Here is a 24,002-nt window from a genome sequence, read left to right on the forward strand (position 1 = left end):
CCCTGGGCGCCGTGCTGCCCTCAGGCACTTCGACCGCCGCCCACGGCGCCGGCGGGCACCGGGTCGGTTCACTCGCCGGGCGGGACGTCGGTCGAGGCGGCCAGCTCGCGCTGCGCCTCGAAGCCGACGATCCGTTCGCGCAGCACCGCGACCGTGCCGTCCAAGGCCTGAGAGCCGAGGACCATCCGCAGCGGGGCCGGCTCGACATCGACACTCGCGATGATGGCCGCCGCCATCCGCGCCGGGTCACCCGGGGCGAGTCCGTTCGCCGCGTCCAGCATCCGTAGCTGGAGATCTGGATCACGCGCCCGCCGCCCTGTGCGCGCAGGTCGGGAAGCGCGGATCAGCCGGACGGACCCGAGCAGGTTGGCGTCCACGATGTGCGCGACCTGCTGGTCGGACAGCTCCTCCGCCGCCCATGCATCACCCCACCCCATCACCGCTGGACAGGGGGAGGCAGGCCGCGCCGATCCGGGTACTGCCAGTACCTGCTGCGACGCGCAGCACGACGTCGCCCTTCTTGTGACCGGCGTCGACGAAGCGGTGCGCCTCGGCGATGTCGGAGAGCGCGTACGTCCGCTCGCTGACCGCCCGGTAGCGCCCCGACTCCGCGAGGTCGACGAGGAGGGCGAGGTCGTCAGCCCGGTACGTCCCGACGCTCGCGGTGACGAGCTTCCCGCTCCTCCGGCTGCGCCACGGCGCCCGGAGCACCCCCCAGAGGTCGGCGATGACCAGCAGAAGCGCTCCCCCTGGGTTCAGGAGGCCGCCGACCCGCTCGAAGGGAGCGTTGCCCACGCAGTCGACGATCACGTCGTAGGTGGTGGCCTCGGCGGTGAAGTCGTCAGTGGTGTAGTCGATCACCCGGTCCGCGCCCAACGCGGTCACCATGGCGCGGTTGGCGCCGCTGCACACACCGGTGACGTGCGCACCCGCCTGCTTCGCGAGCTGCACCGCCGCCGTACCCACCGCGCCCGACGCCCCGTTGGCGAGCACCGTGGCGCCTGGGCGGAGGTCGACCTGGTTGAGGTAGGCGCGTGCCGTGATCCCGCCGAACACGAGCGTCACCGCCTCCTCGAACGTCATCGTGCGCGGCTTGGCCGTGATGGCGCCGTCCTGCGGCACGCACGCGTACTCCGCGTGACCGCCGAACCGGGCACCGAGCATCGCGATCACCTCGTCCCCCGGGCTGAACCGGGTGACGTCGGCGCCGACGGCCGTGACGACGCCGGCCACATCCATCCCCAGGACACGGCGGCGGGGCCGGAACACCCCGAGCGACAGCGCGGCCAGGATCCGCAGACCGCGGGGGACGTCCCGACTCCGGGCCCGGTGGTCGGCGGCACTGACGGTGCTCGCGTAGACCTTGATCAGGACGTCGCCACGGCCCGGGGTGGGCGTCGGCACCTCCTCGACCCGGACGGTCGACGGACCACCGAACCGTCGGTACACCGCGGCCCTCATCGGGAGACCCCGCCAGACGAGAGCGCGGCGGTCGTTGCGGCGGGGCGGTCACCGGAGGCGGACGTCCCGCCGGCGGCGACCATGCCCGCCGTGATCGGCGAGGGCTTGAAGCCCTTGACGACCAGGTAGACGCCGAGCGACAGCTCCCAGAAGGCGATCGGGAGCACGAGGATCCCGGTCGCGGTGGACGTCCGGTCGACGACGCCGAACATCGTGAGGACGACGGCGGTGAGCTGCAGGGGGGCTCCGACGAGTCCGACCAGGGGGATGAGACGCGGCACTAGGCCCGATCGGTACATCAACGTGCCCAGCAGCAGGGCGTTCATGACCGGCATGAGGCTCTGCCCGAGCAGGAACGCTCCGTTGTAGGACGCGACGAGCGCCTGGCCCACAGCGGTCAACGAGGTCGCGTCCGCTCCGGAGGCTCCGGGCTGCCGCAAGGCGACGAGCGACAGGAGGCTCGCGACGCCGGCGAAGATCATGGCGGCTTCGAGCGTGCGGGTGGCGACAAAGCCGAGCGCCATGGCTTCGTTCTGCCTCCTGACCACCGGGAACAGCGTGATGGCCGTTCCGATGCCGGCCAGGGCGACGATCACCTCGAGGAAGCCGCCCCAGAGCGCGCCAGTGCTTGCGGCCGAGCCGATGATGAAGTCCTCGCCCTTCACGGTGGCGTAGAGGCCGAGGGTGGGGATCGAGACGAACGTGATCAGGTAGAAGACGCCCGCGACGAGCGCGGTCCTTCTCGTTGAGTCCATCGGGACTCGCTTCGACGGCGTGGTTCGGGTGATGGCCATGTCTGTCTCCTCGTCGGAAGGGGTGAGCTGTCGGGACTCGGTGGTGGGTACGTCGGGGTGGTCGGGTTCGACCCGAGTGACCGAGATCAGCGGCAGGCCGGTGTCGCGCACCGTGCGCAGCAGGCCGTGCAGCGCCGCCTGGTCGGCGACCGGCCCGTGGACGACGGTGGTGCCGTCGTCCTCGTTGCTCAGGCGCATGCCGTCGAACCAGGTCGTCCAGCGCTGGTCGAGGTGCCCCTTGACGCGGATCTCGTACCGTCCGGTGTCGCGATCGCCGCTCGAGATCTCGCTCACGGCGCTCCTCCTTCGGGTCGCGGCCCCGGCTGGATCTCAGCCGGCGTCTGCGGACGTTCCTCGGTTCGATCCGGAACGTAGAAGGAGATGTGGTGAGCGGGGATCACCACATGTGGTGATCGGTGTGGTGGTCTGGTCGGTGCCCTGCGCTGGACCGACTACAGGTGGAGCTCCTGGGCCCGGCGCACCGCCGCCCGGCGGCTGGTCACGCCGAGCTTGGTGTAGATGCTCTTGGTGTGGGTCCGCACCGTGTTCAGGGACACGTGCAGCTCGCGCGCGATCTCCGGGCCGGCCAGGTCGGTGCCGAGCAGTCGGATCACATCGCGCTCGCGCTCGCTCAGCGGGTCGATCAGACCGTCGTGACGGGCTGCACGCTCCACGGACTCGCTGCCGGCCGCCAGAAGTCGGCGAACGTACGTCCGGGCGGAGCCCTCCTTCGCGATCGTCCTCAGCAAGGCGGCCATCGGGGGCCCCTCGTCCACGAAGACCCGGACGTAGCCCTCCGGCTCCGCCAGCGTCAGCGCGCGGCGCAGTGCCGCCAGCGCTGCCGGGACGTCCCTTCGCGCCTGATGGGCGAGGGCCGTCAGCACCAGGATCTCGATCACCGCCCCGGTCCGTCCCCCCTCGTCGGCCGCTCGCACGAGGCGCTCCAGGAGTCGCGTCGCGTCCTGGACCGAGCGGTCGGCGCGCTCGGTCGGCGCCTCGGCGAGCAGCACCCTGGCCAGGGTGATGTGCTCGAACTCGCGCAGGTACTCCAGGTCGTCGTCGACCGAGAGACCTCGCTCCCGGACCCAGCCGAGCGCTTCGCCCACCCTCCCGTGCGCAGCGAGCACGCGCGCCCGCACCGCCGCGATGGGCCGCACGTCGGGGAAGAGGTCACCGTTGTAGAGACGCTCGGCCTCGTCGAGCAGGGCGATGGCGCCGGCGAGGTCGCCCTCCGCCGCCCGGATCCGGGCCATCGCGACGCGCCAGCGGTGCGGGTTCTGCGGTAGCCCGGCATGATCGCCCAGCTCGCTGCTCGTCACAAGGTGCTGGGTCGCGGCATCGAGGTCGTTGCGTTCACAGAGCACACCGCTCATGCCCACGTGCATGTCAGCCGCTCCCCTGAGCACGGGCGCGGCCGCCTCGGTCGCGCGCAGCCCGGTCGCACCCTGTCCGGTCGCAGCCTGTCCGGTCACACCCTGCAGTCCGCGCTCGTACGTGCTCATCGCCTCGTGGAGACGGCCCTGGGCGATCCGGATGTCGGCCAGGGCGATCGCGCACCCACACATGTCGGAGTAGTGCCCGGCCCTCTGCAGGCTCGCCCGGGAGTCGGCCCAGGACCGGTGCGCGACCTCGAGATCTCCGCTCGTCCAGTGCGCGAGGCCCAGCATGCCGGCGGCCGCGCCCCGCCCCAGGTGATCGTCCGCACCGACGAGGTCGAGCGCCCGCCCGCCATGGGCCATCGTGCCGGCGACGTCGCCGAGAACCCAGGCCTGCGCGGCGCGATAGACGGCGACCGCGCACGGGAGACGGCGGAAGGCATCCTCGTCCACGACGACCATCCCAGTCGCTCGCGGCTCCGGCGCCTCGGCCGTCGCGCCCAACCAGCGCTCGGCATCGCGCAGGCGAGCCTCGACGCCCTCGAGCTCGCCGTGGACCAGGAGCATCGCGGCGTACCCGACGCTCAGCACCGGCCGGACGGTGAGCACGTCGTCGGGGAGCGCCTCGAGCCAGCGACGCAGCGTGGCCTCCTGTCGGGCCTGGCTCATCTCCGGGATCGCAAGCTCGACCAGGTCCGCCGCTCGTCCGACGTCCCCGCCGGCCATCGCGTGACGGATCGCCTCGGACCGTTCGCCGTTCTGCTCGGACCAGTGGCTCGCCCGCCGGTGGAGGCCAGGGACGTCGGCGGGCTGCTCGTCCAGCACGCGCGCCTCGAGCACGTCGGCGAAGAGGTGGTGATACCTGTACCACTGCCGACGATCGTCGAGCGGGACCAGGAAGAGGTTCCCTCGATCGAGAGCCTCCAGCATGGCCTTCGCGCCACCCTGGCCGGTCACGGCGTCGCACAGCGACCCGTTCAGCCGGCTCAGGATCGACGTCCGCAGCAGGAAGTCCCTGAACTGCGCCGGCTGCCGCTGCAGAACCTCCTCGACGAGGTAGTCGACGATGTAGCGGTCGTCCCCGGCGAAACCCGCGATGAAGCCCGCGACGTCCGCCCGGCCCTGCATCGAGAGCGCCGCGAGCTGCAGAGCCGCGATCCACCCTTCGGTGCGCCCCTCCAGGGCCTCGACGTCCCGCGCGGTCAGCGCCAGTCCCATCGCCTCGTTGAGGTACGTCGCGGCCTCGTCGGACGTGAATCGCAGATCGGCGGCCCGGACCTCGACGAGCTCGCCACGCCCACGCAGGCGCGCCAGCGGCAACGCCGGATCGGCGCGGGTGGCGATCACCAGGTGGACCTGCGGGGGCAGGTGCTCCAGCACGAAGGCCATGCCTTCCTGCACGTCGCCCGCCTCGACGACGTGGTAGTCGTCGAGCACCAGCACGACGTCGTCAGGGATGGACCTGAGGTCGTTGACGAGGGTCGCGAGGACCGTCGCCATCGGCGCCTGGCCCGACTCCAGGAGCGCGAGCGCACCCGCACCGAACCCGTCCACGGCCGTCCGGAGCGCTGCGACGAGGTACGGCCAGAAGACCGCGGGGTCGTCGTCGCGCTGGTCGAGCGAGAGCCACGCCACGGACCGTCCGTCGGCCGGGAGATCCGCCAACCACTGGGTCAGCAACGTCGTCTTCCCGAAGCCGGCCGGTGCCGAGACGAGAGTCAGGGTCGACTCCCACCCTCTGCTCAGGCGTTCGCTCAGCCGCGGGCGTGCGACCTGAGCACGCCGCCGCCTGGGCACGTGGAGCTTGGTCTCGAGCAATGGGCCCGCCATGGCCGCCTCCCCTCAGCAGCCAGCACTCCGGTCTCCGACGGGGGCGCCTGTCGCACGGGCACCACGGATGCGCGAGCCGGACTCACCCCGCGATGTAGGCGGTCAGGTGGTCGCGCTCGTCCTGCACCTCGGCGATCCGGTTCTTGATCACGTCACCGATGCTCACGATCCCGGCGAGCCGTCCGTCCACGAGGACGGGGAGGTGCCGGATCCGGCGTTCGGTCATCACCGCCATGAGCTCGTCGAGGCTGTCCTGCGGGCCGCAGGTGTGCACCTCGGCGGTCATGATCGCCGACACCGGGCCGTCGAGGATGACGGCGCCGTCCGCGTGCAGCCGCCGGACCACGTCCCGCTCACTGACGATGCCGTCGACCTGGTCCCCGTCGCCGGAGACCACGAGCGCACCGATCCGGTGCTCGGCCAGCAGCCCGAGCAGCTCGTGCACGCTCCGGTCCGGGGCGATGGTGACGACCGAACCGCCCTTGCGCCTCAGCACCTCGGTGACCCGCATGTCCACGCACCCCCATCGCACTCGCACGCCACGACCCGCGCCGTCGCGGTCATCCTGTGACGGTACGACATGGCCGGGAGCGGGGATAGGCCTGAGGTGACCAGGTCACCGACGGTGAGCCCGAGCCCGTGGTCGGCCGGGGCCGCGTGCAAGCCGCGGTCGCCCGCCGACATGAACCTGGTACAGGCCTGTGCCGGCCGGTCACCGACGAGGTGATGCTGGGGCGCAGGTGCCGGATCTCCTCACCAGGGGTGTGCCGTGGGCACTGGCATCGCACGACTCGCACGACTCGCACGACACGCACGACTCGGTGCCGGTTGGGCGCTCACCGTTGCCCTCGCGCTGGCGTTGACCGGCTGCCAGAGTCTGCCCGGCGGCGGTGCCGGGAGTCCCCCGACCGACGACGACGTCCCCAGCGGCACGCCTACGGAGTCCGGCGCGCCCACGGAGCCCGCAGCGCCCGGTGCGCCCGTGCTGCAGGTGTCGCGGTCCGGCGGCTTCGTGCCGATGGGCTACGACTTCTCCGCCGTGCCCGAGCTCACCGTCTACGCCGACGGGCGCGCCATCGTGCCCGGCCCGCAGATCCTCATCTACCCGGGACCTTTGCTGCCCAACCTCCAGGTGGTGCAGCTGAGCGAGGCCGACGTCGGTGCCCTGGTCGATGCGGCGCGTGACGCCGACCTGCTCGGCGCCGCACCCGACTACGGCCTGCCGAACGTCACCGACCTCCCGACGACGTACGTCACCCTGACGGTCGACGGCCGGTCGTACCTGCACGCGGCCTACGCGCTGGGCTTCGTCGAGGGTGAGGGGACGACGCAGGACGACGGGCTGCCGGCCGGCGGGTCCGGACTCACCGACGAGCAGGCGGCCGCCAGGATCTCCTTGACCGAGCTCATCGACGCGGCGAACGCGCTCGTCGCGGCGCGAGGCAGCAGCACGCCGTACGCGATCGAGGCGTTCGGCGTCCTGGCCCAGCCGATCGACCTCGCCGTGGAGGGGGCGGCGTCCCCGGACGCCCAGGTGATGCCCTGGCCGCTGGACGCCACGCTCGCCGACCTCGCCGACACTGCCGAGTGCACGGTGATCGACGGCGCGGCCGCGCGGACGCTGCTGGGTGCGCTCGGGAGCGCGAGGCAGGCGACCCTCTTCGAGCAGGACGACGACACGTACAGCGTGTGGTTCCGGCCGCTGCTGCCACACGAGGACGGGTGCGAGGACCTGGGCGTGGGCGGCTGACTGGGCACTGGGCCGTTGGCCTCAACCATTCGCCGAGGTTCGCGGCGTGCTCACGCCAGTCCCCGTCAAGCGCCGGCCGCGCGCTCGTCCTCGGTCGCCCGCCGCACCACGATCCGCGTCCACGCACCGACGTAGACGCGGTCGTCCTCCGCCAGCTCGCGCCGCTGACCGGGGACGAGCGCAACCGTCGGCAGCGGATCGCTCGCGGGGCCGACGTAGGTACCGTTGGACGACTGCAGGTCCTCGACGAACCACCGCGTCCCGTCCGTCGTCAGCTGCGCCTGGCGGCGGCTGATCGCCGAATCCGTCCCGCAGTCGATCTCCGGGTGGATGTTGCGACTGCGCGAGACGCGCCCGACGAGCAGGGACCGCACGGTGAGCGGGACGGTCGTCGGCAGGCCCGGTGAGGGGCACGGCTGATCGGCCTGGTCCTGGACCGCGTACCAGTCAGGGTCGACCCAGACCTCGGCGACCCACTCGAGCGGGACGGCCGGCGCGATCGGACCGGGGCCCGCGCCCGCGTCCGGTGCGGGCGCGCCAGGCGTCGCGGACGACGACGGCGCAGAGCTGCCGCGCGGCATCGCGCCGGTCGTGAAGTCGTAGCCGCACGCCTCGCAGAAGAGCGCGCCGGAGACGTTGCCCGCCTGGCAGTTCGGGCACGCCACGCCCGCAGCCGCCGGGGTGGGCAGGAGCGAGGGCAGGGTGGCCGACGCGGGCGCCGGAGTCGCCGCTCCGGCGTCCGCGATCGGCGCGCCGCACGTGTCGCAGTAGTCGGTCGAGACGCTCGGGTGCCCCTGCGGGCAGGTCGCGCTCACTTGCGCACCCGCGTGGTCTTCGTCGAGGCGGTGTCGAGCGCCATCTCGTCGAGCTTGTCGACCTGCGCCTTGAGGCGGACCTTCCCGGTCGCGGGCTCGTCGATGTCGACGACCCGGCGCAGCTTCGACGTCGCCTCGGCGTTGCCGGTCTCCGCCGCGAGCTGGGCCGCGCGACCCAGCTTCGCGGTCGCGGTCCGGTCGTCGCCGGCGGCGCGCGCCGCCAGGCCCTCCTGGATGACCTGCGCGAGCTCGGCCTGCCCCGTGTAGTGCGCGACCTCGGGGTTGATCTGCGCTGTCAGCTCGTTGTCGTCCGACCACAGCGCCTTGACCAGCCCCTGGGCCTGGACCTGGTCACCGACCACCAGCTGCACGCGCGCGGCGAGCTGTTCCTGGCCGACGGCACGTGCACCGGGCAGGCGGACCGCGACGTGGAAGTCACGCGACTCGTCACCCCAGCTGCCGGTCGGGAAGCCGCCCGTGAGCGGGTTGACCTCCCGGCGGCGGGGTGTGAGGTCCTCGACGGTCGGCGAGACCTGGCGCACGAAGAGCACCTGCGCACCCTGCGGCGCCCACACGCGCAGGTCCGCGGATGCGACACCACGGCTCATGGCCGCGCGCATGAGGGAGGCGAACTCGGCGGCCATCTGGTCCGGCCGCGGGATGAGGTCGACGGTACCCATGAGGGCCGACGCGATGCGCCGCAGCTCGCGGACCTCCCAGTCGACGCCGACGCCGCGGCAGTCGCACTGGAAGACGCCGATCGCGGACGCGAGCCGCACGTCGAGGTCCTGCGGCGACTCGTGCTGGTTCTTGCCGTCGGTCAGCAGGATGGCGTGGCGCTGCGTCACGCCCGGGACCGACGTCGCGACGCGCGCCGCGAGCTCGAGCCACGTGCCCATCGCCGTGCCGCCTTCGGGCCGGAGGCTGGCGATCGCGCGCCGTGCCTCCTCGCGCGTCTGGGCCGACATGCGCGCCATCGCGCCCTCGCGCGTGTCGATCGGGTAGACGAGGTACGCCGCGTGGCTGCCGGCGATGACGGCGAACCACGTGCCCTCGACCACCTGGTCGAGGGCGGCGTTCGCGGCCTCCTGCGCCGCCCGAACCCCCTCGTACCCCATCGAGGCGGACGTGTCGATGATGACCAGCTCGGCGGCGCCGGCGCCGGTCTGCCCGGCCTGGCCCGAGCCCGTGCACTCGACTGTGACGATCGCATGCACGTCCGTGCTGCCGTCCGCCAGGTACTCGTTCTGGTACACCGCCGCAGTGAAGCTCGTCATGCCGGGCCTCCTTCGTGCTTCCATGCGCCGACCCTGGCCAGCGCGACCGTGATGTTGTCCTTGCCGCCCTGCTCGTTGGCCCACCGGACCAGCTCCTCGGCCATCGGGAGCGGGTCACCGTCGGGGGTGGCGGCGGCCCGCACGACGACCTGGGCGGTCGCGGCCGCCTCCGAGGCGTAGTTCCACAGCCCGTCCGAGCACAGCAGGAGCCAGCCCGTCCCGTCGAGCCGGTGGTGCGTGATGGTCGGCACCTGGTCCTCGGCGTCGATGCCGAGCCACCGGGTGATCGCGTGCGCGTGCGGCCCCGTCTCCGCCTCGGTACGCGGAAGGCCCTCGGCGACCTGCTGGGCCGCGTACGAGTCGTCGACCGTGAGCGCCTTCGGGTCACCGGCGTCCGGCAGCCAGTAGGCCCGGCTGTCCCCGACGTTCCCGACGGCGACCTGGTCCCCGTCGAGGACGGCCGCGACGAACGTGCACGACGGCGGGCTGTCACCGTGCTCGACGCGCGTCACCTCCTCGACCGCCGCAGCGGCCGCGGCGCCCGCGGCGACCAGGCGGGCGCCGGCGAGCGCAGTCAACGCGGACCCGGACGCCAGGCCGGCACCGCGCTCACGCACGAGCACGTCGCGCGCGGCTCGGGCAGCTGCGAGCGATGCGACGTCCGAGCTCTCGGAGCTCGACACGCCGTCGCAGATGACGAGAACCGCCCACCGGCCGGGCCCCGGGTCGGCGGCGGTCGCCGCGGCGTCCTCGTTGCGGTGGTGGCGCCGGCCGCGGTCGCTCACTGCCGCGACCCACGGCTGGGGCTGCTCGACCATGTGGTCGCGGGGCAGCGGCGCCTTGGTCCCGCACTGGGTGCAGTAGCCATCGGCGTCGACCTCGCCGCCGCAGTCGACACAGGCGCCGCGCGCCGGTGCCGGCACCACGGCGCCACCCGCACGGACGGGCCGGGTCGGCGCAGACAACGGCGGGGCCTGCGCGGCGTCCGGCGAGGGCGCGGCGGCGAGGGGTAGCGGCGAGCCGCACTCCTCGCAGAAGCGCGCGCCGGCCGGTGCGGGGGTCCCGCAGGAGTCGCACGTGGCGGGCGCGACGCCGGCCACCGTGGTTCGGGAGGTGCCGGTCACCGGAACGTCCACCGCCGTACGTCGTTCGCGGCGTCGACCAGCGCGACGCGCTCGGCAGGCGTCGCGGCGGCCTCGGCCAGCTCGCGGAAGGTGCGCTCGAGGCCGTCTCGGAGCGTCGGCTCGGCTGCCGGCCACTCCCCGATCCGGACCGCAGGCTGTGGCCCGTGCGCGCGCACGTGCGCCAGGGCCGCAGAGAGTGCGGCCGCGGTGAGGCGCGTGCGCTCGTCCGGGTCGACGCCGACGTCGTGGATGGACGTCATGGCCTCGGCGAGAGCCGGCAGGCCGGTGTCGGACGTGACGAGGAGCTCGGCACGCTGCCGGCGCGCCTCGGTGTACGCGCGGGACGTGGCGGGCACGAGGTCGAGCGCCACGACGGCATCGGGCACAGACCCGCGCGCGGCGCGGATGCGGGCCATCGCGAACGCGGCCGCTGGGACGTAGGCGGCGTCGGTGCGCGCGCACGTCCCGTAGAGCGCCTCGGCGATGTCCGGCTCGGCACTCGTCTCGCACGCCAGCGCCAGGGCCAGCTTGGGCGCGAGCTCGCCGGGAACCTGCCCGTACACCGCGTTGAACGCGGACTGGGCGCCGTGGCCGTCGGACGCGTCGAGCGCGACGAGGCCCTGCAGCCACACCGCGCGCCACTCCCACGGGTCGGCGGCCAGCAGCTCGTCGGCTGCCTCTGCAACCAGATCCGGCCGCCCGGCCCGCAGCGCGGCCCGCCCCGTCGCGAGGAGCACCTCGGCGGACCGCTCGGGCGCCCGGTCCAGCTGGGCGAGGCGGGCGTGCGGGTCCTCGACGTCGACGGTCGCGAGCCAGCCGGCCTGCGGGTCGCCGGTGTCCACGCGCAGCTCGGGCAGGTCCTCCCAGCCTCGGACGGCGGTTGCGGAGCCCGGCGCGGCGAACAGGAGGGACGGCGCGGCGTCCCGGGCGGCGTCCTGGCCGGCCGGGCCGCTGAGCCGGCCGGCCGCCACAACCTCGCGCAGCACACCGTGCAGCTGGACACGCAGCTCGGCCACGGTCGCGAACCGGTCGGCCGGGTCCGTCGCGCACGCCTTCAGGATCAACCGGTAGAACGAGTCGTACCGCTCGAACAGCGGCGTCTCATCGACGGGCGGCAGGCTCGCGACGTACGTCGACTGGTACCCGCGGAACTCCATCGCGAGCACGAGCAGGGTGCGACCGAGCGTGTAGACGTCCGACGCGATCGAGACGCCCTGCTCGGCGACCTCGGGCGCCTGGTAGCCGACGGTGCCATAGATCGCCGAGTCCGTGTCGTCGAGCCGTCGCACGCCGCCGAGGTCGATGAGCTTGACGTCGTCGCCGATCTGGATGAGGTTGTCCGGCTTGAAGTCGCAGTACACGAGGCCGAGGTCATGCAGGTACTCGAACGCGGGCAGGATCTCCAGCACGTAGGCGATGGCCTGGTCGAGCGGGAACGGGTCGTAGGCGCCGGCGGCGCGCATGCGCTCCTTGAGCAGCCCCTTGAGCGAGTGGCCGCCCACGTACTCCATGACGGTGTAGCCGGCTCCCTCGTGCGTGACGAAGTTGTAGATCTCCACGATGCGCGGGTGCTCGACCTGCGCCAGGAACTGCCGCTCGGCGATGGCCGCGGCGAGCGCGTCGGCGTCACCCGTGTTGAGCAGCCCCTTGAGGACGACCCAGCGGTCGGAGACGTTCCGGTCACGCGCGAGGTAGATCCAGCCGAGGCCACCGTGTGCGAGCGCGCCGGCCACCTCGTACTGCCCGCCGACGACGTCGCCCGGCTGCAGCTTCGGCGTGAACGAGTACGGGCTGCGGCACTGGGGGCAGAAACCCTCGGTGCGCCCAGGACGCCCCTCGACCGACCGCCCGACGGCGGCACCGCACGAGGGGCAGAACCGCTTCTCCTCGGCCACCTCCGGGTTGGTCATCATCGCGGTCGACGCATCGATCGCTGGCGCGGGCGCGATTGTCGTGAGGCCGGCGCCGAGGCGCGCGGCGCGCAGCCGCTTCGACGAGCCGCCGACCCGGCGCGTGACGCCCGTACCGCGGCCCGTCCGGGCCGAGCCCATCGCGGTCGCGGCCAGCCGGCTCGACGTGCGGGTCGACGTTGCGCCGTCCGCACCCGCAGGCAGGGGGGCGCGGCGGGGCGAGGTCGGGGCCGAGGCCGTGCCGGGCACCGAGCCCGCGGCGGGGGCGGCGTCGGGCGGCGACCCGCAGACGTCGCAGTACCCGTCGACGATCGTGCCGGTGCAGCCGGGCTGGGTGCAGGTCATGAGCTCCGTCCAGGGGTCACGTCGGTCGTACCGGGGGCGGTCGGTGCGCCGTCCGGCGGGAGGGCGGGCGGCGGGGACTCGAGAAGAAGACGGAACACTGCGACGACCGCGCGGGCGCGCGGCAGGTCGACGGGCGCCGCGGCGAGGACGTCGCCGGCGAGGGTCGCGAGTGCGGCGACCTCGGGGTAGCGGTCCCGCCCACGGGCGGCGGCCTGCGCTCGGGACGCGTCGAGCAGCCCGCGAAGGTCCGTCAGCTCGGCAACGGGGGCGCGGTACGCCTGCTCGGCACGGGTCAGCGCGCGCGCGACGGCGTCGAGGCGGGCGAGGTACGCGTCGACGTCGGCCGCGGCGTCGGGCACCGGGCCGAGGGCGTCCACCTGCGGGATGCCGAGGACGGGTGCGGGCCGCACGCGTGCGACGCACTCGTCAGCGACGGCCGTGACGGTGCTGGCGCGCTCGACGAGCTCGGTGCGCCAGGCCTGCGCCCGGGCGAGGTCGCGCTCGTCGTCGCGCCGGGTCGCAGCGGCGACGATGAGATCACGCTCGGCATGGGCGGCGTCCGTCTCGAGCGGTCCGACGAGCCCGCCGACGTCGGCCCCCCGGCGCGCGCGGGCACTGATGTCCTCGAGCCGCCCGGACAGTCGCTCGAGCCGTCCGGCAGCGCTCTCCCGGTCAGGCCCGGACGGCACCCCGTCGACCAGGTCCCGGATGCGCTCGACGTCCGCTCGCAGCGCCTCGAGGTGCTCGGCGAGGTCGACGGACACGGTCTCGAGCGCGAGGCGGCGCCGCAGCTGGGCCGTGACGGCGTCGGACAGGCGGCACGCCTCGGGCAGGGAGGTGCCCGTGCTCAAGGCCGCCGCCGCTCCGGCGGCCTCGGCGCGGCCCCAGACGAGCGAGGAGAGCCGTGCCAGCTCGACGGGTCCGACCCGTCCGCCGTCCCAGACACGCGCGAGCTCGTCGTACCGGGTTGCGACCGACTGCCAGAGCGCCATCGCGAGCGTCACGTCGCCCGTGAGGTCGACATCGGTCGACGAGAGCGCGGCCCGGTCGAGCTCGTCGAGCTCGGAGCGCCGGGCGTCGCGCCACGCGACGAGCCGGTCGAGGTAGCCCGCCATGGCAGCCGGCTCCACCGGACGCCCCCAGGCGGCCGGGGCCGCCGGTGCGGTCACGGAGACGGTCGCCATGGCGCGGGTCACCGGCCGTAGACCGAGGCGGGTGGTGCGGGGGCCGGGCCGAGGGCCGCGGACAGCCAGCGGTCGTAGGACGCGGCCCAGGTACCGTCGGCCTTCGCCTGGTCGAGCACGGCGTTGACGAACCGGACCAGGTCGACGTCGTCGGCGTTCATGCCCAGCCCGTACGGCTCGGCGGTGAACGCCTCGCCGACGACGGTCGCGTACGGGTCCTGGGCGGCCAGGCCCGCGAGCACGGTGTCGTCACCCGTGATCGCGTCGACCTCGCCCTGCTGGAACCGGACGAGGCAGTCGGTGTGGGTCGCGGCGGGGACGGCCTCGATGTCGGTGAACTCCTCGAGCTTGGTCAGGCTCGTGGACCCGGCGGGCGCGCACACCCGCCGGCCGCCCAGGTCGGCGAGGGATGTGGCGTCCGAGCCGAGCGGGACGAGCACCTTCTGGCCGGAGCGGTAGTACTCGGCCGAGAACGCGATGTCCTGCCACCGCGCGCACGTGATGGTCATGTTGCGGGCCACCAGGTCCACCGTGCCGTCCTGCAGGGACCCGATGCGCTGGGCGGCCGTGATGACACGCAGCTCAACCCGGTCCGCGTCGCCGAAGATCGCGGCTGCGACGAGCCGCGCCATGTCGATGTCGAAGCCCTCGAGCTCCCCGGACACCGGGTTGCGGGCGCCGAGCAGCATCGAGTCGGCCGAGACCCCGACGATGAGCCGACCGCGATCGCGGATCTCCGCCATCGTCGAGCCGGCCGGGAGGGCGTCCGGGCCTGCCGGCGGACCGTCCGGCGCGTAGGACGCGAGCGGGTCGGCACACTCGACCGGGGCCGCGGGCGCAGCCGGCGCGGCGGCCGACGACGGGCTGGGGGACGCCGTCGGGAGCGTGGTCTCGGTGTACGCACCCGACGTGCACCCGGTCAGGGTCGCCGCGGCGACGACGGCGAGCACCGTGAGCGTGCGGCGTGCACGGTGCGCGGGGTGCGAGCGGGACAGGATTGCGGTCACCGGTACTCCTCGAGCCGTCGGGCGAAGCCGGTCCAGCACAGGACCGCGACCGCGAGACCCGCCAGAGCGGCGAGCCACAGGCCGAGGACGAGACCGCCGCGGGCGGCGCCGAGCCCGACGGACGTCTGCTCCGACGTGGTCCGTAGCGCGTCGGCGCTGGCGGCGTCGAACTCGGCGAACGCGGCGTTCGCCGAGCCCTCGGCATCGTTCGTCGCGGCGGCCACGCCGTCCTCCCACGCGCCCCCGTCGTCGAGGTCGCGGATGGCCTGGTGCTGGGCGGCGTACGGCTCCCACGTACCGTCGAGGTCACGCGGGACGGTGCCCGTCGCCGACGCCTCCTGGAGGGCGACGACGGTCGTGTCCGACGACACGACCCACGCATCCTCGAACGTCTGGCCCGAGCCGCGCGAGATGAGGGTGAGGCTCTCGTTGGCCTTGGCGTCGTAGGCCGCCAGGCGCGCTCGGGAGAGCGCACTCGCCGCGGCGAACGGCTCGCTGCGCACCCGGTCGACGTCGGCGGCCACCGACCAGAGCGCGACCCCGGAGCCGACCAGGAGCACAAGGAGCACGAGGGCGGCGCCGGCGAGCGGCAGGTTGACGTACCGGTGCGTGTGCCGCGCGAGCCAGACGGACGCGGCGACGACCCCGGCCAACGCAAGCACGGAGGCTACGACGACGAGGACCCATGCGCGCTCAGCCGCCGAGAACTCGTCGGCCACCCGGACCTCGTTGGCGTCGATGAGCGCCGCGAGCGCGGGCAGGGCGTCCGTCCGCAGCGTCGCGCTGGCGTTGCGCAGATACTGCGCGCCGACCGGCAGTGCCTGCCGGTTCGCGGCGCGCGCCTGCTCGATGCCCGCGGCGTAGTCGAGGATCGACGCATTGAGTGCCGACAGCACGGTCCCGTCGGCGGGCTGCGCCCGGGCCGCCTGCGCCACGAGCCCGGCAGCCGAGGTGAGCGCGTCGTCGTAGACGGCGCGCCGATCGGCGGGCTCGAGGCCGCCGACGAGGAAGGCGTTGGTCGCGCTCGCGTCGGCGCTGACCAGGCGGGTCTGGAGCTCCTGGAGGCGTACCAGCTGGGCGGCGTTGGCGTCGGCCCGCGCGAGCGCGGCGTCAGCGGACGCGAACGACCATCCGCCGGCGATTGCCACGAGCACGCCCACGACGACGAGGGCCGCGGCGCGGAGCCGCATCCGGGTCGGCGTGGGCCGGCCGGTCCGGGCGGCGACCGGGGCGCCGGGCATGGGCACGGCGGCCGCCGCGGCCGGGGGGTGGCCAGGTGGGACCGTGGTGGTCACGCGACTCCTCCTTCAGGGGTCGGGTCGTCAGGCGTGTCCGCCGCGGGCGGGACGGGGTCGCGGTCGTCGTGCCCCGGGCTGTCGGGCGGGGTGTCGGGGCTGGCGTCGTCCGGGCGGTCCTCGAGGTCGTGCGGGAGCAGCAGGCGCAGGTCGTCGGCGCTCGGGGACTCGACATCGCGCAGCCGCCACGCGTGGCGGCCGATGGCGCCCTCGAGGACGTTGCGCGCGAAGCGCCCGTTGCCGAAGCCCTGCCCACGCGGCGTCGCGGCCAGCAGCTCGCGGAACCGCGTGCGGAACTCGGGGGTCGGTGTGAAGTCGGCGGCGTCGGCGAGCCGCTCGAGGATCGTCTCGATCTCGGCGTCCGTGTAGTCGGCGAACTCGATCGTCGTGCGGAACCGGCTGGCGAGGCCCGGATTGCTGTCGACGAACGTCTCCATCGGGCCCGGGTAGCCGGCGACGATGACCACCAGGTCGTCCCGGTGGTCCTCCATCTCCTTGACCAGGGTGTCGACCGACTCGCGGCCGTACTGGTCACCTGCGAGGGCGTACGCCTCGTCGATGAAGAGCACGCCGTCGATGGCACCCGCGACGACCTTCGACGTCTTCACGGCGGTCTCGCCGAGGTACTGGCCGACGAGCTCGGACCGGTCGACCTCGACCAGGTGCCCCTTCGCGAGCATCCCGAGCGCGGCGTAGATGCCGCAGACCAGGCGGGCGACGGTCGTCTTGCCCGTGCCGGGGTTGCCGGTGAAGACAAGGTGGCGGGAGATCGCCGGCGTCCGCAGGCCGTGCGCGGCCCGCAGGTTCTCCATCCGCAGGACGGCGGCCTGCTGGTGGACCTCGCGCTTGACGTCGGCGAGCCCGACGAGCGCGTCGAGCTCGGCGAGGAGCTCGACGACCGACCGGGTGGGCGGCGGGTCCTCCTCGGCGGCCGGGGCCGACGCAGTCCCTTCGGCGACGGCGGCGGCGGCGATGGTTCCGCCCGCGCCCGCCGTGCTCCCGGGTGCCGGTCGGCCCGGAGCGCCGGGACCTGCGGCCGGCGGGAGCCGCGACAGGCTGCGACCTGGGACGGCACCCAGCTGGGCGCCGCACGCGCGGGTCGCGTTCTCCACGACCCGCTCGGTGGGCGTGCCGAGCAGGCATGCGGCCGTGGCCACGCCCAGCAATGCATCGACATAGGTGTCCGCATGCGGCGAGCCGGCCTGGACGAGGCGGGCCAGGTGGTCGGTCGGGCCGACACGCCAGCGCCGTCCGCGCGCGGCCGCGTCGAAGAACGCCTGCGACGCCGAACCATCGACCGGCCCGACGAGGGCGGCCCACGCGACGGGCGCACCAGGAGCGGACTCAGCAAGGGTCGCGGCGAACGCGGCCCCCTCGGCAGCTACCTGGTCGTCGTCGAGCCCGGCGCACCGGCCGACTGCGACCAGCGCCGCCAGGGCCGCGTCCAGCCCCGGCGAGTCCGTGCGGTACCCGGTCACCCGAGCGCCCCGGGCGGCTGCAGGCGGCCGTCGACGTCGAGCCGGCCGCCGGTCGAGGCGTGACCGAACTTCTCGGCGAGGAAGCGACCGTGCGCGATGAGCGCGGCGGCGTCCGACCGGTTCACGGCGTCGAGCACCTGGTCCATCGTGCGCGCCAGGAGGTCGAGCTGGTCGATGAGAACCATGAGGGACGTCCGGCCGTTGTCCACCGGGCGCACGTTTGCCCATTCGCGCGGCAGGCGCAGGTACCCGCCGACCGCCTCGGGGAGGTAGTCGGTCGCGGTCGCCATGACGACGTACGCCTGCTCGCTGCCCGCCCCCAGCCGGTCCAGGCGCGGGATCGCGTCCCGAACGACCCGGGCCACCCGGGCCACGCGGGACGCGACCGGGCCGGGCACTGCGCCGTCGGCCACGAGCGTCTCAACGCGGTCGAGCGCGGCGAGCAGGTCGGCGGCGGTGGGCACGGGCGGCACGGCCGACACCTCGACCTCGGGCGATGAGCCCCGGCCGGTCAGGCGGGCGAGCAGGTCACCGAAGGCGCCCATGGGCACTCACCCCTGCCCGCGCGAGCGTCGTCATCTGGCGGCTCCCGGATCGTCGAGGTCGAGGCTGCCGGACGCCGCATGCTCGTCGTGCTGGCGCGCCCGATCCAGGTAGGACTGCGACTTGGTGACCTCGGTCTGGAGCGTCCCGATCGTCGTCGCCATCGAGTCCAGCGCCTCCACCTTGAACGTGTCGATGGCGTCCATCGTCGCGTAGATGTTCGCGAACGCGGCCTGGAGCTGGGGCAGCCCGATGGTGGCTGACGCCGCTTGCTCCTGGATCGCGGCGGAGTTGTCCTTGAGCATCTGCGACGTGCGCTCGATGAGGGTCGACGTCGTCGTGTTCAGCGCGGTGATCTGGTCGAGGACGAGCTTCTGGTTCGTCAGGGCTTGCGAGACGATGACGGCCGTGCGCAACGCCGACAGGGTCGTCGTCGACGCGCGGTCGACGCCCTTGATGAGCTCGATGTTGTTGCGGATGAGGATGTCGATCGCGAGGTAGTTCTGGATCGACACCGCGAGCTGGGTGAGCAGGTCCTGGTGCTTCTGGCGGACGTAGAACAGGACGTCGTCGCGCAGCGCACGGGCCTTGTCGGGGTCCGTCGCCTCGAGGTCGGCGACGGCCGCGGCCAGGCGCGCGTCGAGGCGCTCGGCGACGTAGACGTACTGGTTGAGCCGACCCATCGCGGCCCAGAGCGCCGTCTTCTCCATGTTCAGCGAGACGTTGTCCTTGCGGAGCTCGTCCTGGCCGTCGCGGAGCGCGTGCATGATCCCGTTGAGATGCGACTGGGCGGACTGGTACTTGCGGAAGTAGTCGGTGAGCTTGTCGCCGAACGGGAAGAGGCCAAGGACCTTGCGGGCTCCGGTCGCGCCGGACGGGTCGAGATCCTCCACCGTCCGGCGCAGTTCGAGGAGCGTGTTCCCGACCTTGGACCCCGACGCCAGGCCGCCCTCGCGAATCGCCTTGACCGGCGTCTGCAGCAGGCGGTTGGACGACTCGGCCGCCTCCCGGATGTCCCGGTCGCCCATGGTGCGCACGTCCGCGGCCTGCGCCGCGAACGCGGGCGAGCTGGCGGGCGCAGCGAGCAGCGACGCCAGGTAGGTGTCGACCTTGGCGTCGAGGCCAGGGACCGCGCCGGGGGCGACCGCGGGCGCCATGGCCGGAGCCGCGGTCGCGGCGACGGCGGTGACAGGTGCCGGCGCGGTGAGGACCAGTGGCTGCTCGACGGGCGTCGGTGGTGCGAGGGGGGCGACGGCGTGCGCGCCGGCGCTCGACGGGTCTTCGGTGGTCATCGCATCGTCCCTTCCTGAGGCCGCCTCAGCGTCCCGGTTCGCGTGCGGCCAACCTATCCGCTGGCGTAGTCGTCCGGGAGCACCTGCCCGTACCGGAGTAACGCGCGGCGGCGTCCCAGGTTCCGCACGGCTGGGAACGCAGGGCACTGCGCTGCGCCTGCCGTCACAGGTCGATGTGGGCGCCCATGAGCACGGTGCGCTCGGGCGGCAGGTGGAACACCTCGGTGCGGTCGGCAGCGTTGTGGGCCATCCAGATGAACAGCCGGGTACGCCAGGTCCGCAAACTCCACGGGGCGGCATGGATGGTGGTGACCGACAGGAAGTAGTGCGCCGAGTCGAGGTCGAACGGGAGCAGCGGGTGCTGCCCGAAGGCAAGGGCGAGTCCGCGCGGGACGTCCTGGCTGTCGGTGAAGCCGACCCGGATGGAGACCGCGACGATGCCGACGCCGTCGTGGCCGATGTCCTCGACCGTCACCCGGTCGACGTGCCGGACGTGCGGCACGTTCTCGTTGACGATCCGGACCAGGACGACGTGCTCGTGGACGACCTGGTTGAAGTCGACGTTCGAGCGCAGTGCGAGCGGGGTCGTGGTCGAGTTCGGGTGCGGGTAGATCGCAACGCCGGGGACCCGCGCCACGCGACCGTCCCGGAGGATCGCGACGAACAGGTCGAGCGGCCCGCCCAGCTCGCGCTCCTGCTCCCGCAGCACCGCGGCCCCGGCTCTCCAGGTCGTCATCATCGTGACCACGACGACGGCGATGACCAGTGGCAGCCACCCGCCGCTCACCACCTTGGTGAGGTTCGCGGCGAGGAAGACCAGCTCGAGGGTGCCGACCACGGCGACGAAGACGACGAGCTTCCAGACCGCGACCCGCCAGACCGTGTGTGCCAGGAGGAGGAACAGCGCACTGGTCAGGAGCAGCGTGCCGGTGACGGCCAGGCCGTAGGCGGTCGCGAGTCGTTCGGAGCTCTGGAACGCGGCGACCAGGACGAGCACGCCGGCGAACAGGCTCCAGTTGACGACCGGCACGTAGATCTGACCGCCCTCCTCGCGAGAGGTGTGCCGCACGGTCAGTCGGGGCAGCATCCCGAGCCGCACCGCCTGGCGGGACACGGAGAAGGCGCCGGAGATCACCGCCTGGGAGGCGATGACGGTCGCCACGGTCGCCAGGACGACCAGAGGCAGCCGCGCCCACGTGGGCGCGAGGGAGAAGAACGGGCTGGCGGCCGCCTGCGGGTCGACGAGGATGAGCGCGCCCTGGCCGAGGTAGTTGATGGCCAGAGCGGGGAACACCGCCACCCACCAGGCCGAGCGGATGGCCCGCGCCCCGAAGTGGCCCATGTCCGCGTACAGCGCCTCGGCGCCGGTGATGGTCAGCACGACGGCGCCCATCGCCAGGAACGCCTGCCACGGGTGGCCGGCGACGAACGCGAGCGCGTAGGTCGGGGACACGGACTGCAGGATCTCGGGAGCGCGCAGCACATGCGGCAGCCCGAGCGCTGCCAGCGTGACGAACCACACCGTCATCACCGGCCCGAACACCCGCCCGACCGCCTCGGTCCCCCACCGCTGGACGAGGAACAGGACCGTGAGGATCACCACGGACACGGGCAGCACGAGGCTCTCGAGCCGCGGGTCGACCACACCGATGCCTTCGACCGCGGACATCACCGAGATCGCCGGCGTGATGACGCTGTCGCCGTAGAAGAGCGCCGCACCGATCATGCCGAGCAGCAGCACCGCGCCCAGCGCCCGCGGACGGCCGGCGAGGCGGTCCCGAAGGAGCGCAACCAACGCGAGGATGCCGCCCTCGCCCTCGTTGTCGGCGCGCATCGCCAGTGCGACGTACTTGAACGAGACGACGATCGTGATGGACCAGAGCACCATCGAGATGACGCCGAGGACGTCGTCACGGGTCGGCTCGACGGAGTGCTGCCCGATGCTGAACACGGCCTGCATCGCGTAGAGCGGGCTGGTCCCGATGTCGCCGAACACGACACCGAGGGCTCCCAGACCGAGGGTGAGCCCGCCGCGGTGGCCGCCGGCCGAACCGACCACCGCCGATGCGCGTCGCGATGTCGAGGGCACGCGCGCAACGTACACCGACCGCGCAGGATCAACCTGCACAGCCGCTCCGACGAGCCCGGTGCACCTGACAGCGGAGAGACTCAGACCCAGGGTGAGTCGATCGAGAACTCGTCCGCGACGGACGTGATCTCGGCCTGGGTCAGGCCTTCGGCGCGACCGCCGGCGACGATGTCCATGTACTCGTAGTGCGCCCCCGTCTCGGCGTACTCGATCCGGTCGACGGCCCGGGTCACCGACAGGTCGGAGCGGGACATCACGCCGTGCTTGGACCAGATGACGATCTCGAAGTCCCGCAGGCCCTCGACGTTGGCCGCCATCATCCCCTCGGAGCCGGGCACCAGGAACGGCAGCACCCCGACGCCCTGGGACAGGGCCACGATGCTCTCCGGCTCCCAGCGCAGGATCTTCCTGTTCATCGTGGCGGTGTCCCGGTAGGCGGGGATGTGCGAGAGGTAGGTCAGGTGCGGCGGCTGGGCGTGCACGACGGCCTGGAAGTCCACCCCGCGGCGGGCCACCTGGTCCTGGTGCACGGCCAGGTGGGAGTTGAACTCCGACGTCAGCTTCTCGAACAGGCGCCGCGGGGAGGTGAACAGCGTCGCGGTGAGGCCGTCGTCGTGGATGCGCACGGCGCCGACGTTCGCCAGCGGGTCCTCGTGGATCTGGCGAAGGCGGCGGCCGGAGCCGGTCACCAGCAGCGATCGGCCGGCCAGCGCCGGGGCCGGGAGCGGCAGGACGAGCTCCGACTGCTCCGGGAACCGGCGGCGCAGCTCGATGTCCCAGCCGACGTAGACCGAGATGTTGCCGGCACCGGCCTCGCTGGCGTCGATCTCGCTGATCCTGGTCCCGCCGGCGCCCATGGAGGCGAGCAGCTCGTCAAGCTCGGGGAAGGGCTCATGAAGGGGCATGGTCAGGCTCTCTCCTCAGGTGGCGTGGCTCAGGGCCACAGGGTGCGCTCGGCCGCGTCCCACGCCGCCTCGCTCCCGGTGGGTTCCCACCGGGTCAGCTCGGACGAGGCCACGACGACCTCGCGGATGGCGGGCAGCCCGCCCACCAGGGCACCACCGGCCCACGCCTGGACCAGCAGGTTGCCGATCGCCGTGCACTCGGCCGGTCCCGCGACCACGGGCAGCCCGGTCGCGTCGGCCGTGAGGCGGCAGAGCAGCCCGTTGCGTGACCCGCCGCCGACCACGTGCACGACCGAGATCTCGCGGTCGGACAGCACGGCGGCCTGGCGCACGGCACGCCGATAGGCCAGGGCGAGCGAGTCCAGGATGCAGCGGACCGTCGATGCCGGGTCTGCGGGAGGGCGCCGACCGGCCCGGCGCGCGGCGGCAGCGATCCGGGCCGGCATGTCGCCGGGCGGGATGAGTGCCGGGTCGTCGACGTCGATGACGCAGGCCAGGGACGGGACGTCCGCGGCAGCGGCGACCAGCTCCGCGAGGTCCTGCGGCCTGCCCTCGTCGACCCAGGTACGCATCGACTCCGACAGCAGCCACAGGCCGGCGACGTTGCGCAGGTAGCGCACGGTGCCGTCGACACCGAGCTCGTTGGTGAAGTTGGCCGCACGGCTCGCCTCGGTCAGCACAGGTGCGTCGAGCTCGACGCCGACCAGGGACCAGGTGCCCGAGGAGATGTACGCCGCCCTCGAGGGCTCCATCGGCACGGCCGCGACCGCCGAGGCGGTGTCGTGCGAGCCGACGGCGACCAGCTCCGTCGCGGCCAGGCCGAGCTCGGCGGCGAAGCCGGGACGCAGCGGGCCGAGCACGGTCCCCGGTTCGACCAGCGGCGCCAGGAGCCCTGCCACCTCGGCACCGGTGGCTGCGGCCAGAGCGGCCAGGACCCTCGCGCTCCAGGTGCGGCTCGTCACGTCGAGCAGGGCGGTCGTCGAGGCGTTCGTCATCTCGGTCACCTCGACCCCGGACAGCCAGCTGCCGAGGAGGTCGGGGAGCATCAGCAGGCGGCGGGCCGCAGCGAGCTGTGCCGTCCCGGCCGCGGCGCCGAGCTGGAAGACGGTGTTGAACGGCTGGAGCTGGACGCCGGTCGTGGCATAGAGCTCCGACTCCGGGAGGTGGGCGAACAGACGGGACGGCACCCCGATCGTGCGCTCGTCGCGGTAGTGCACCGGGTTGCCCAGCAGCACGCCGTCGGCGTCGAGCAGTCCGTGGTCCACCGCCCAGGTGTCGATGCCGACCGAGCGGACCGGACCGTGCTCGCGACCGGCGACCCGGAGCCCGTCCAGGGCACCGCGCCACAGGGCCAGCACGTCCCAGTGCAACGTGCTCCGCCCGCCTGCCGGCACCCGGACCGGCTCGTTGGCGAACCGCGCGACGTCTGTCGTGCTGAGCCGACCAGCCGCGAGCCGTCCGACCACGACCCGCCCGCTGGACGCGCCGAGGTCGACCGCGGCGTAGGTGCCGGTCGCATCGTTCATC

19 protein-coding genes are annotated in these 24,002 nt (G+C 73.3%); 1 reads left to right on the forward strand and 18 read right to left on the reverse strand.

The window, feature by feature from the left end; all coding sequences use genetic code 11:
- Positions 1-68: 68 nt before the first annotated feature.
- From K415_RS24155 to K415_RS0102355, 5 genes are all read right to left on the reverse strand, one after another.
- Positions 69-437, reverse strand: coding sequence for a hypothetical protein (locus tag K415_RS24155; RefSeq protein WP_024285502.1), 369 nt, complete (start codon positions 435-437; stop codon positions 69-71).
- Positions 424-1,461, reverse strand: coding sequence for an NAD(P)-dependent alcohol dehydrogenase (locus K415_RS0102340; protein ID WP_024285503.1), 1,038 nt, complete (start codon positions 1,459-1,461; stop codon positions 424-426). Before K415_RS0102340 ends, K415_RS24155 begins: the two co-directional genes overlap by 14 nt.
- Positions 1,458-2,549 carry a DUF4386 domain-containing protein gene (locus K415_RS0102345; RefSeq protein WP_231494802.1) on the reverse strand — a complete coding sequence of 364 codons (1,092 nt, stop codon included), beginning with the start codon at positions 2,547-2,549 and terminating at the stop codon, positions 1,458-1,460. The genes K415_RS0102340 and K415_RS0102345 overlap by 4 nt, the downstream gene beginning before the upstream one ends.
- A gap of 158 nt (positions 2,550-2,707) precedes the next feature.
- The gene (locus K415_RS0102350) at positions 2,708-5,461 is read right to left on the reverse strand and encodes a LuxR C-terminal-related transcriptional regulator (RefSeq protein ID WP_024285505.1); all 2,754 of its coding nucleotides are present in this window, start codon (positions 5,459-5,461) and stop codon (positions 2,708-2,710) included.
- Positions 5,462-5,543: 82 nt separating this feature from the next.
- Positions 5,544-5,972 (reverse strand): CBS domain-containing protein, encoded by a 429-nt coding sequence (locus K415_RS0102355; protein ID WP_024285506.1) that lies wholly within the window; start codon positions 5,970-5,972, stop codon positions 5,544-5,546.
- 471 nt (positions 5,973-6,443) lie between these two features.
- On the opposite strand from K415_RS0102355, the gene K415_RS22450 reads away from it, so the two are divergent.
- Positions 6,444-7,211 (forward strand): hypothetical protein, encoded by a 768-nt coding sequence (locus K415_RS22450; RefSeq protein ID WP_155859332.1) that lies wholly within the window; start codon positions 6,444-6,446, stop codon positions 7,209-7,211.
- A 65-nt stretch (positions 7,212-7,276) separates the two neighbouring features.
- Here K415_RS22450 and K415_RS0102365 read toward each other — a convergent pair whose 3' ends face one another.
- The 13 genes from K415_RS0102365 to K415_RS0102425 all read right to left on the reverse strand — a co-directional run bounded on the left by K415_RS0102365 (position 7,277) and on the right by K415_RS0102425 (position 24,001).
- The gene (locus K415_RS0102365) at positions 7,277-8,026 is read right to left on the reverse strand and encodes an FHA domain-containing protein (protein WP_024285508.1); all 750 of its coding nucleotides are present in this window, start codon (positions 8,024-8,026) and stop codon (positions 7,277-7,279) included.
- On the reverse strand, positions 8,023-9,303 hold the full coding sequence (locus tag K415_RS0102370; RefSeq protein WP_024285509.1) for a VWA domain-containing protein: 1,281 nt from the start codon (positions 9,301-9,303) through the stop codon (positions 8,023-8,025). Before K415_RS0102370 ends, K415_RS0102365 begins: the two co-directional genes overlap by 4 nt.
- The gene (locus K415_RS0102375; protein WP_231494803.1) at positions 9,300-10,427 is read right to left on the reverse strand and encodes a PP2C family serine/threonine-protein phosphatase; all 1,128 of its coding nucleotides are present in this window, start codon (positions 10,425-10,427) and stop codon (positions 9,300-9,302) included. The genes K415_RS0102370 and K415_RS0102375 overlap by 4 nt, the downstream gene beginning before the upstream one ends.
- Positions 10,424-12,682, reverse strand: a complete 2,259-nt coding sequence (locus K415_RS0102380; RefSeq protein WP_024285511.1) for a serine/threonine-protein kinase — start codon at positions 12,680-12,682, stop codon at positions 10,424-10,426. The genes K415_RS0102375 and K415_RS0102380 overlap by 4 nt, the downstream gene beginning before the upstream one ends.
- Positions 12,679-13,866, reverse strand: a complete 1,188-nt coding sequence (locus tag K415_RS0102385) for a hypothetical protein (RefSeq protein ID WP_024285512.1) — start codon at positions 13,864-13,866, stop codon at positions 12,679-12,681. The genes K415_RS0102380 and K415_RS0102385 overlap by 4 nt, the downstream gene beginning before the upstream one ends.
- An 8-nt stretch (positions 13,867-13,874) precedes the next feature.
- A complete protein-coding gene (locus K415_RS0102390; RefSeq protein ID WP_369795164.1) occupies positions 13,875-14,873 on the reverse strand; it encodes a glutamate ABC transporter substrate-binding protein in 999 nt (332 codons plus the stop codon).
- Positions 14,870-16,168, reverse strand: a complete 1,299-nt coding sequence (locus K415_RS0102395; RefSeq protein WP_024285514.1) for a hypothetical protein — start codon at positions 16,166-16,168, stop codon at positions 14,870-14,872. Before K415_RS0102395 ends, K415_RS0102390 begins: the two co-directional genes overlap by 4 nt.
- Positions 16,165-17,646, reverse strand: a complete 1,482-nt coding sequence (locus K415_RS0102400) for an AAA family ATPase (protein WP_024285515.1) — start codon at positions 17,644-17,646, stop codon at positions 16,165-16,167. The genes K415_RS0102395 and K415_RS0102400 overlap by 4 nt, the downstream gene beginning before the upstream one ends.
- Positions 17,643-18,191, reverse strand: coding sequence for a hypothetical protein (locus K415_RS0102405; protein ID WP_024285516.1), 549 nt, complete (start codon positions 18,189-18,191; stop codon positions 17,643-17,645). Before K415_RS0102405 ends, K415_RS0102400 begins: the two co-directional genes overlap by 4 nt.
- Before the next feature lie 30 nt (positions 18,192-18,221).
- The gene (locus K415_RS0102410; RefSeq protein ID WP_024285517.1) at positions 18,222-19,481 is read right to left on the reverse strand and encodes a toxic anion resistance protein; all 1,260 of its coding nucleotides are present in this window, start codon (positions 19,479-19,481) and stop codon (positions 18,222-18,224) included.
- Positions 19,482-19,644: 163 nt separating this feature from the next.
- Positions 19,645-21,570: a potassium transporter Kup gene (locus K415_RS0102415; protein WP_231494804.1), complete on the reverse strand. Its 1,926-nt coding sequence runs from the start codon at positions 21,568-21,570 to the stop codon at positions 19,645-19,647.
- Positions 21,571-21,650: 80 nt separating this feature from the next.
- Entirely contained in the window at positions 21,651-22,475 is an 825-nt protein-coding gene (locus K415_RS0102420; RefSeq protein WP_024285519.1) for a class II aldolase/adducin family protein, read from the reverse strand.
- 29 nt (positions 22,476-22,504) lie between these two features.
- Positions 22,505-24,001 (reverse strand): rhamnulokinase family protein, encoded by a 1,497-nt coding sequence (locus K415_RS0102425; RefSeq protein ID WP_024285520.1) that lies wholly within the window; start codon positions 23,999-24,001, stop codon positions 22,505-22,507.
- Position 24,002: the final 1 nt, after the last annotated feature.

This window comes from Cellulomonas sp. KRMCY2, from assembly GCF_000526515.1.
Classification (GTDB): domain Bacteria; phylum Actinomycetota; class Actinomycetes; order Actinomycetales; family Cellulomonadaceae; genus Actinotalea.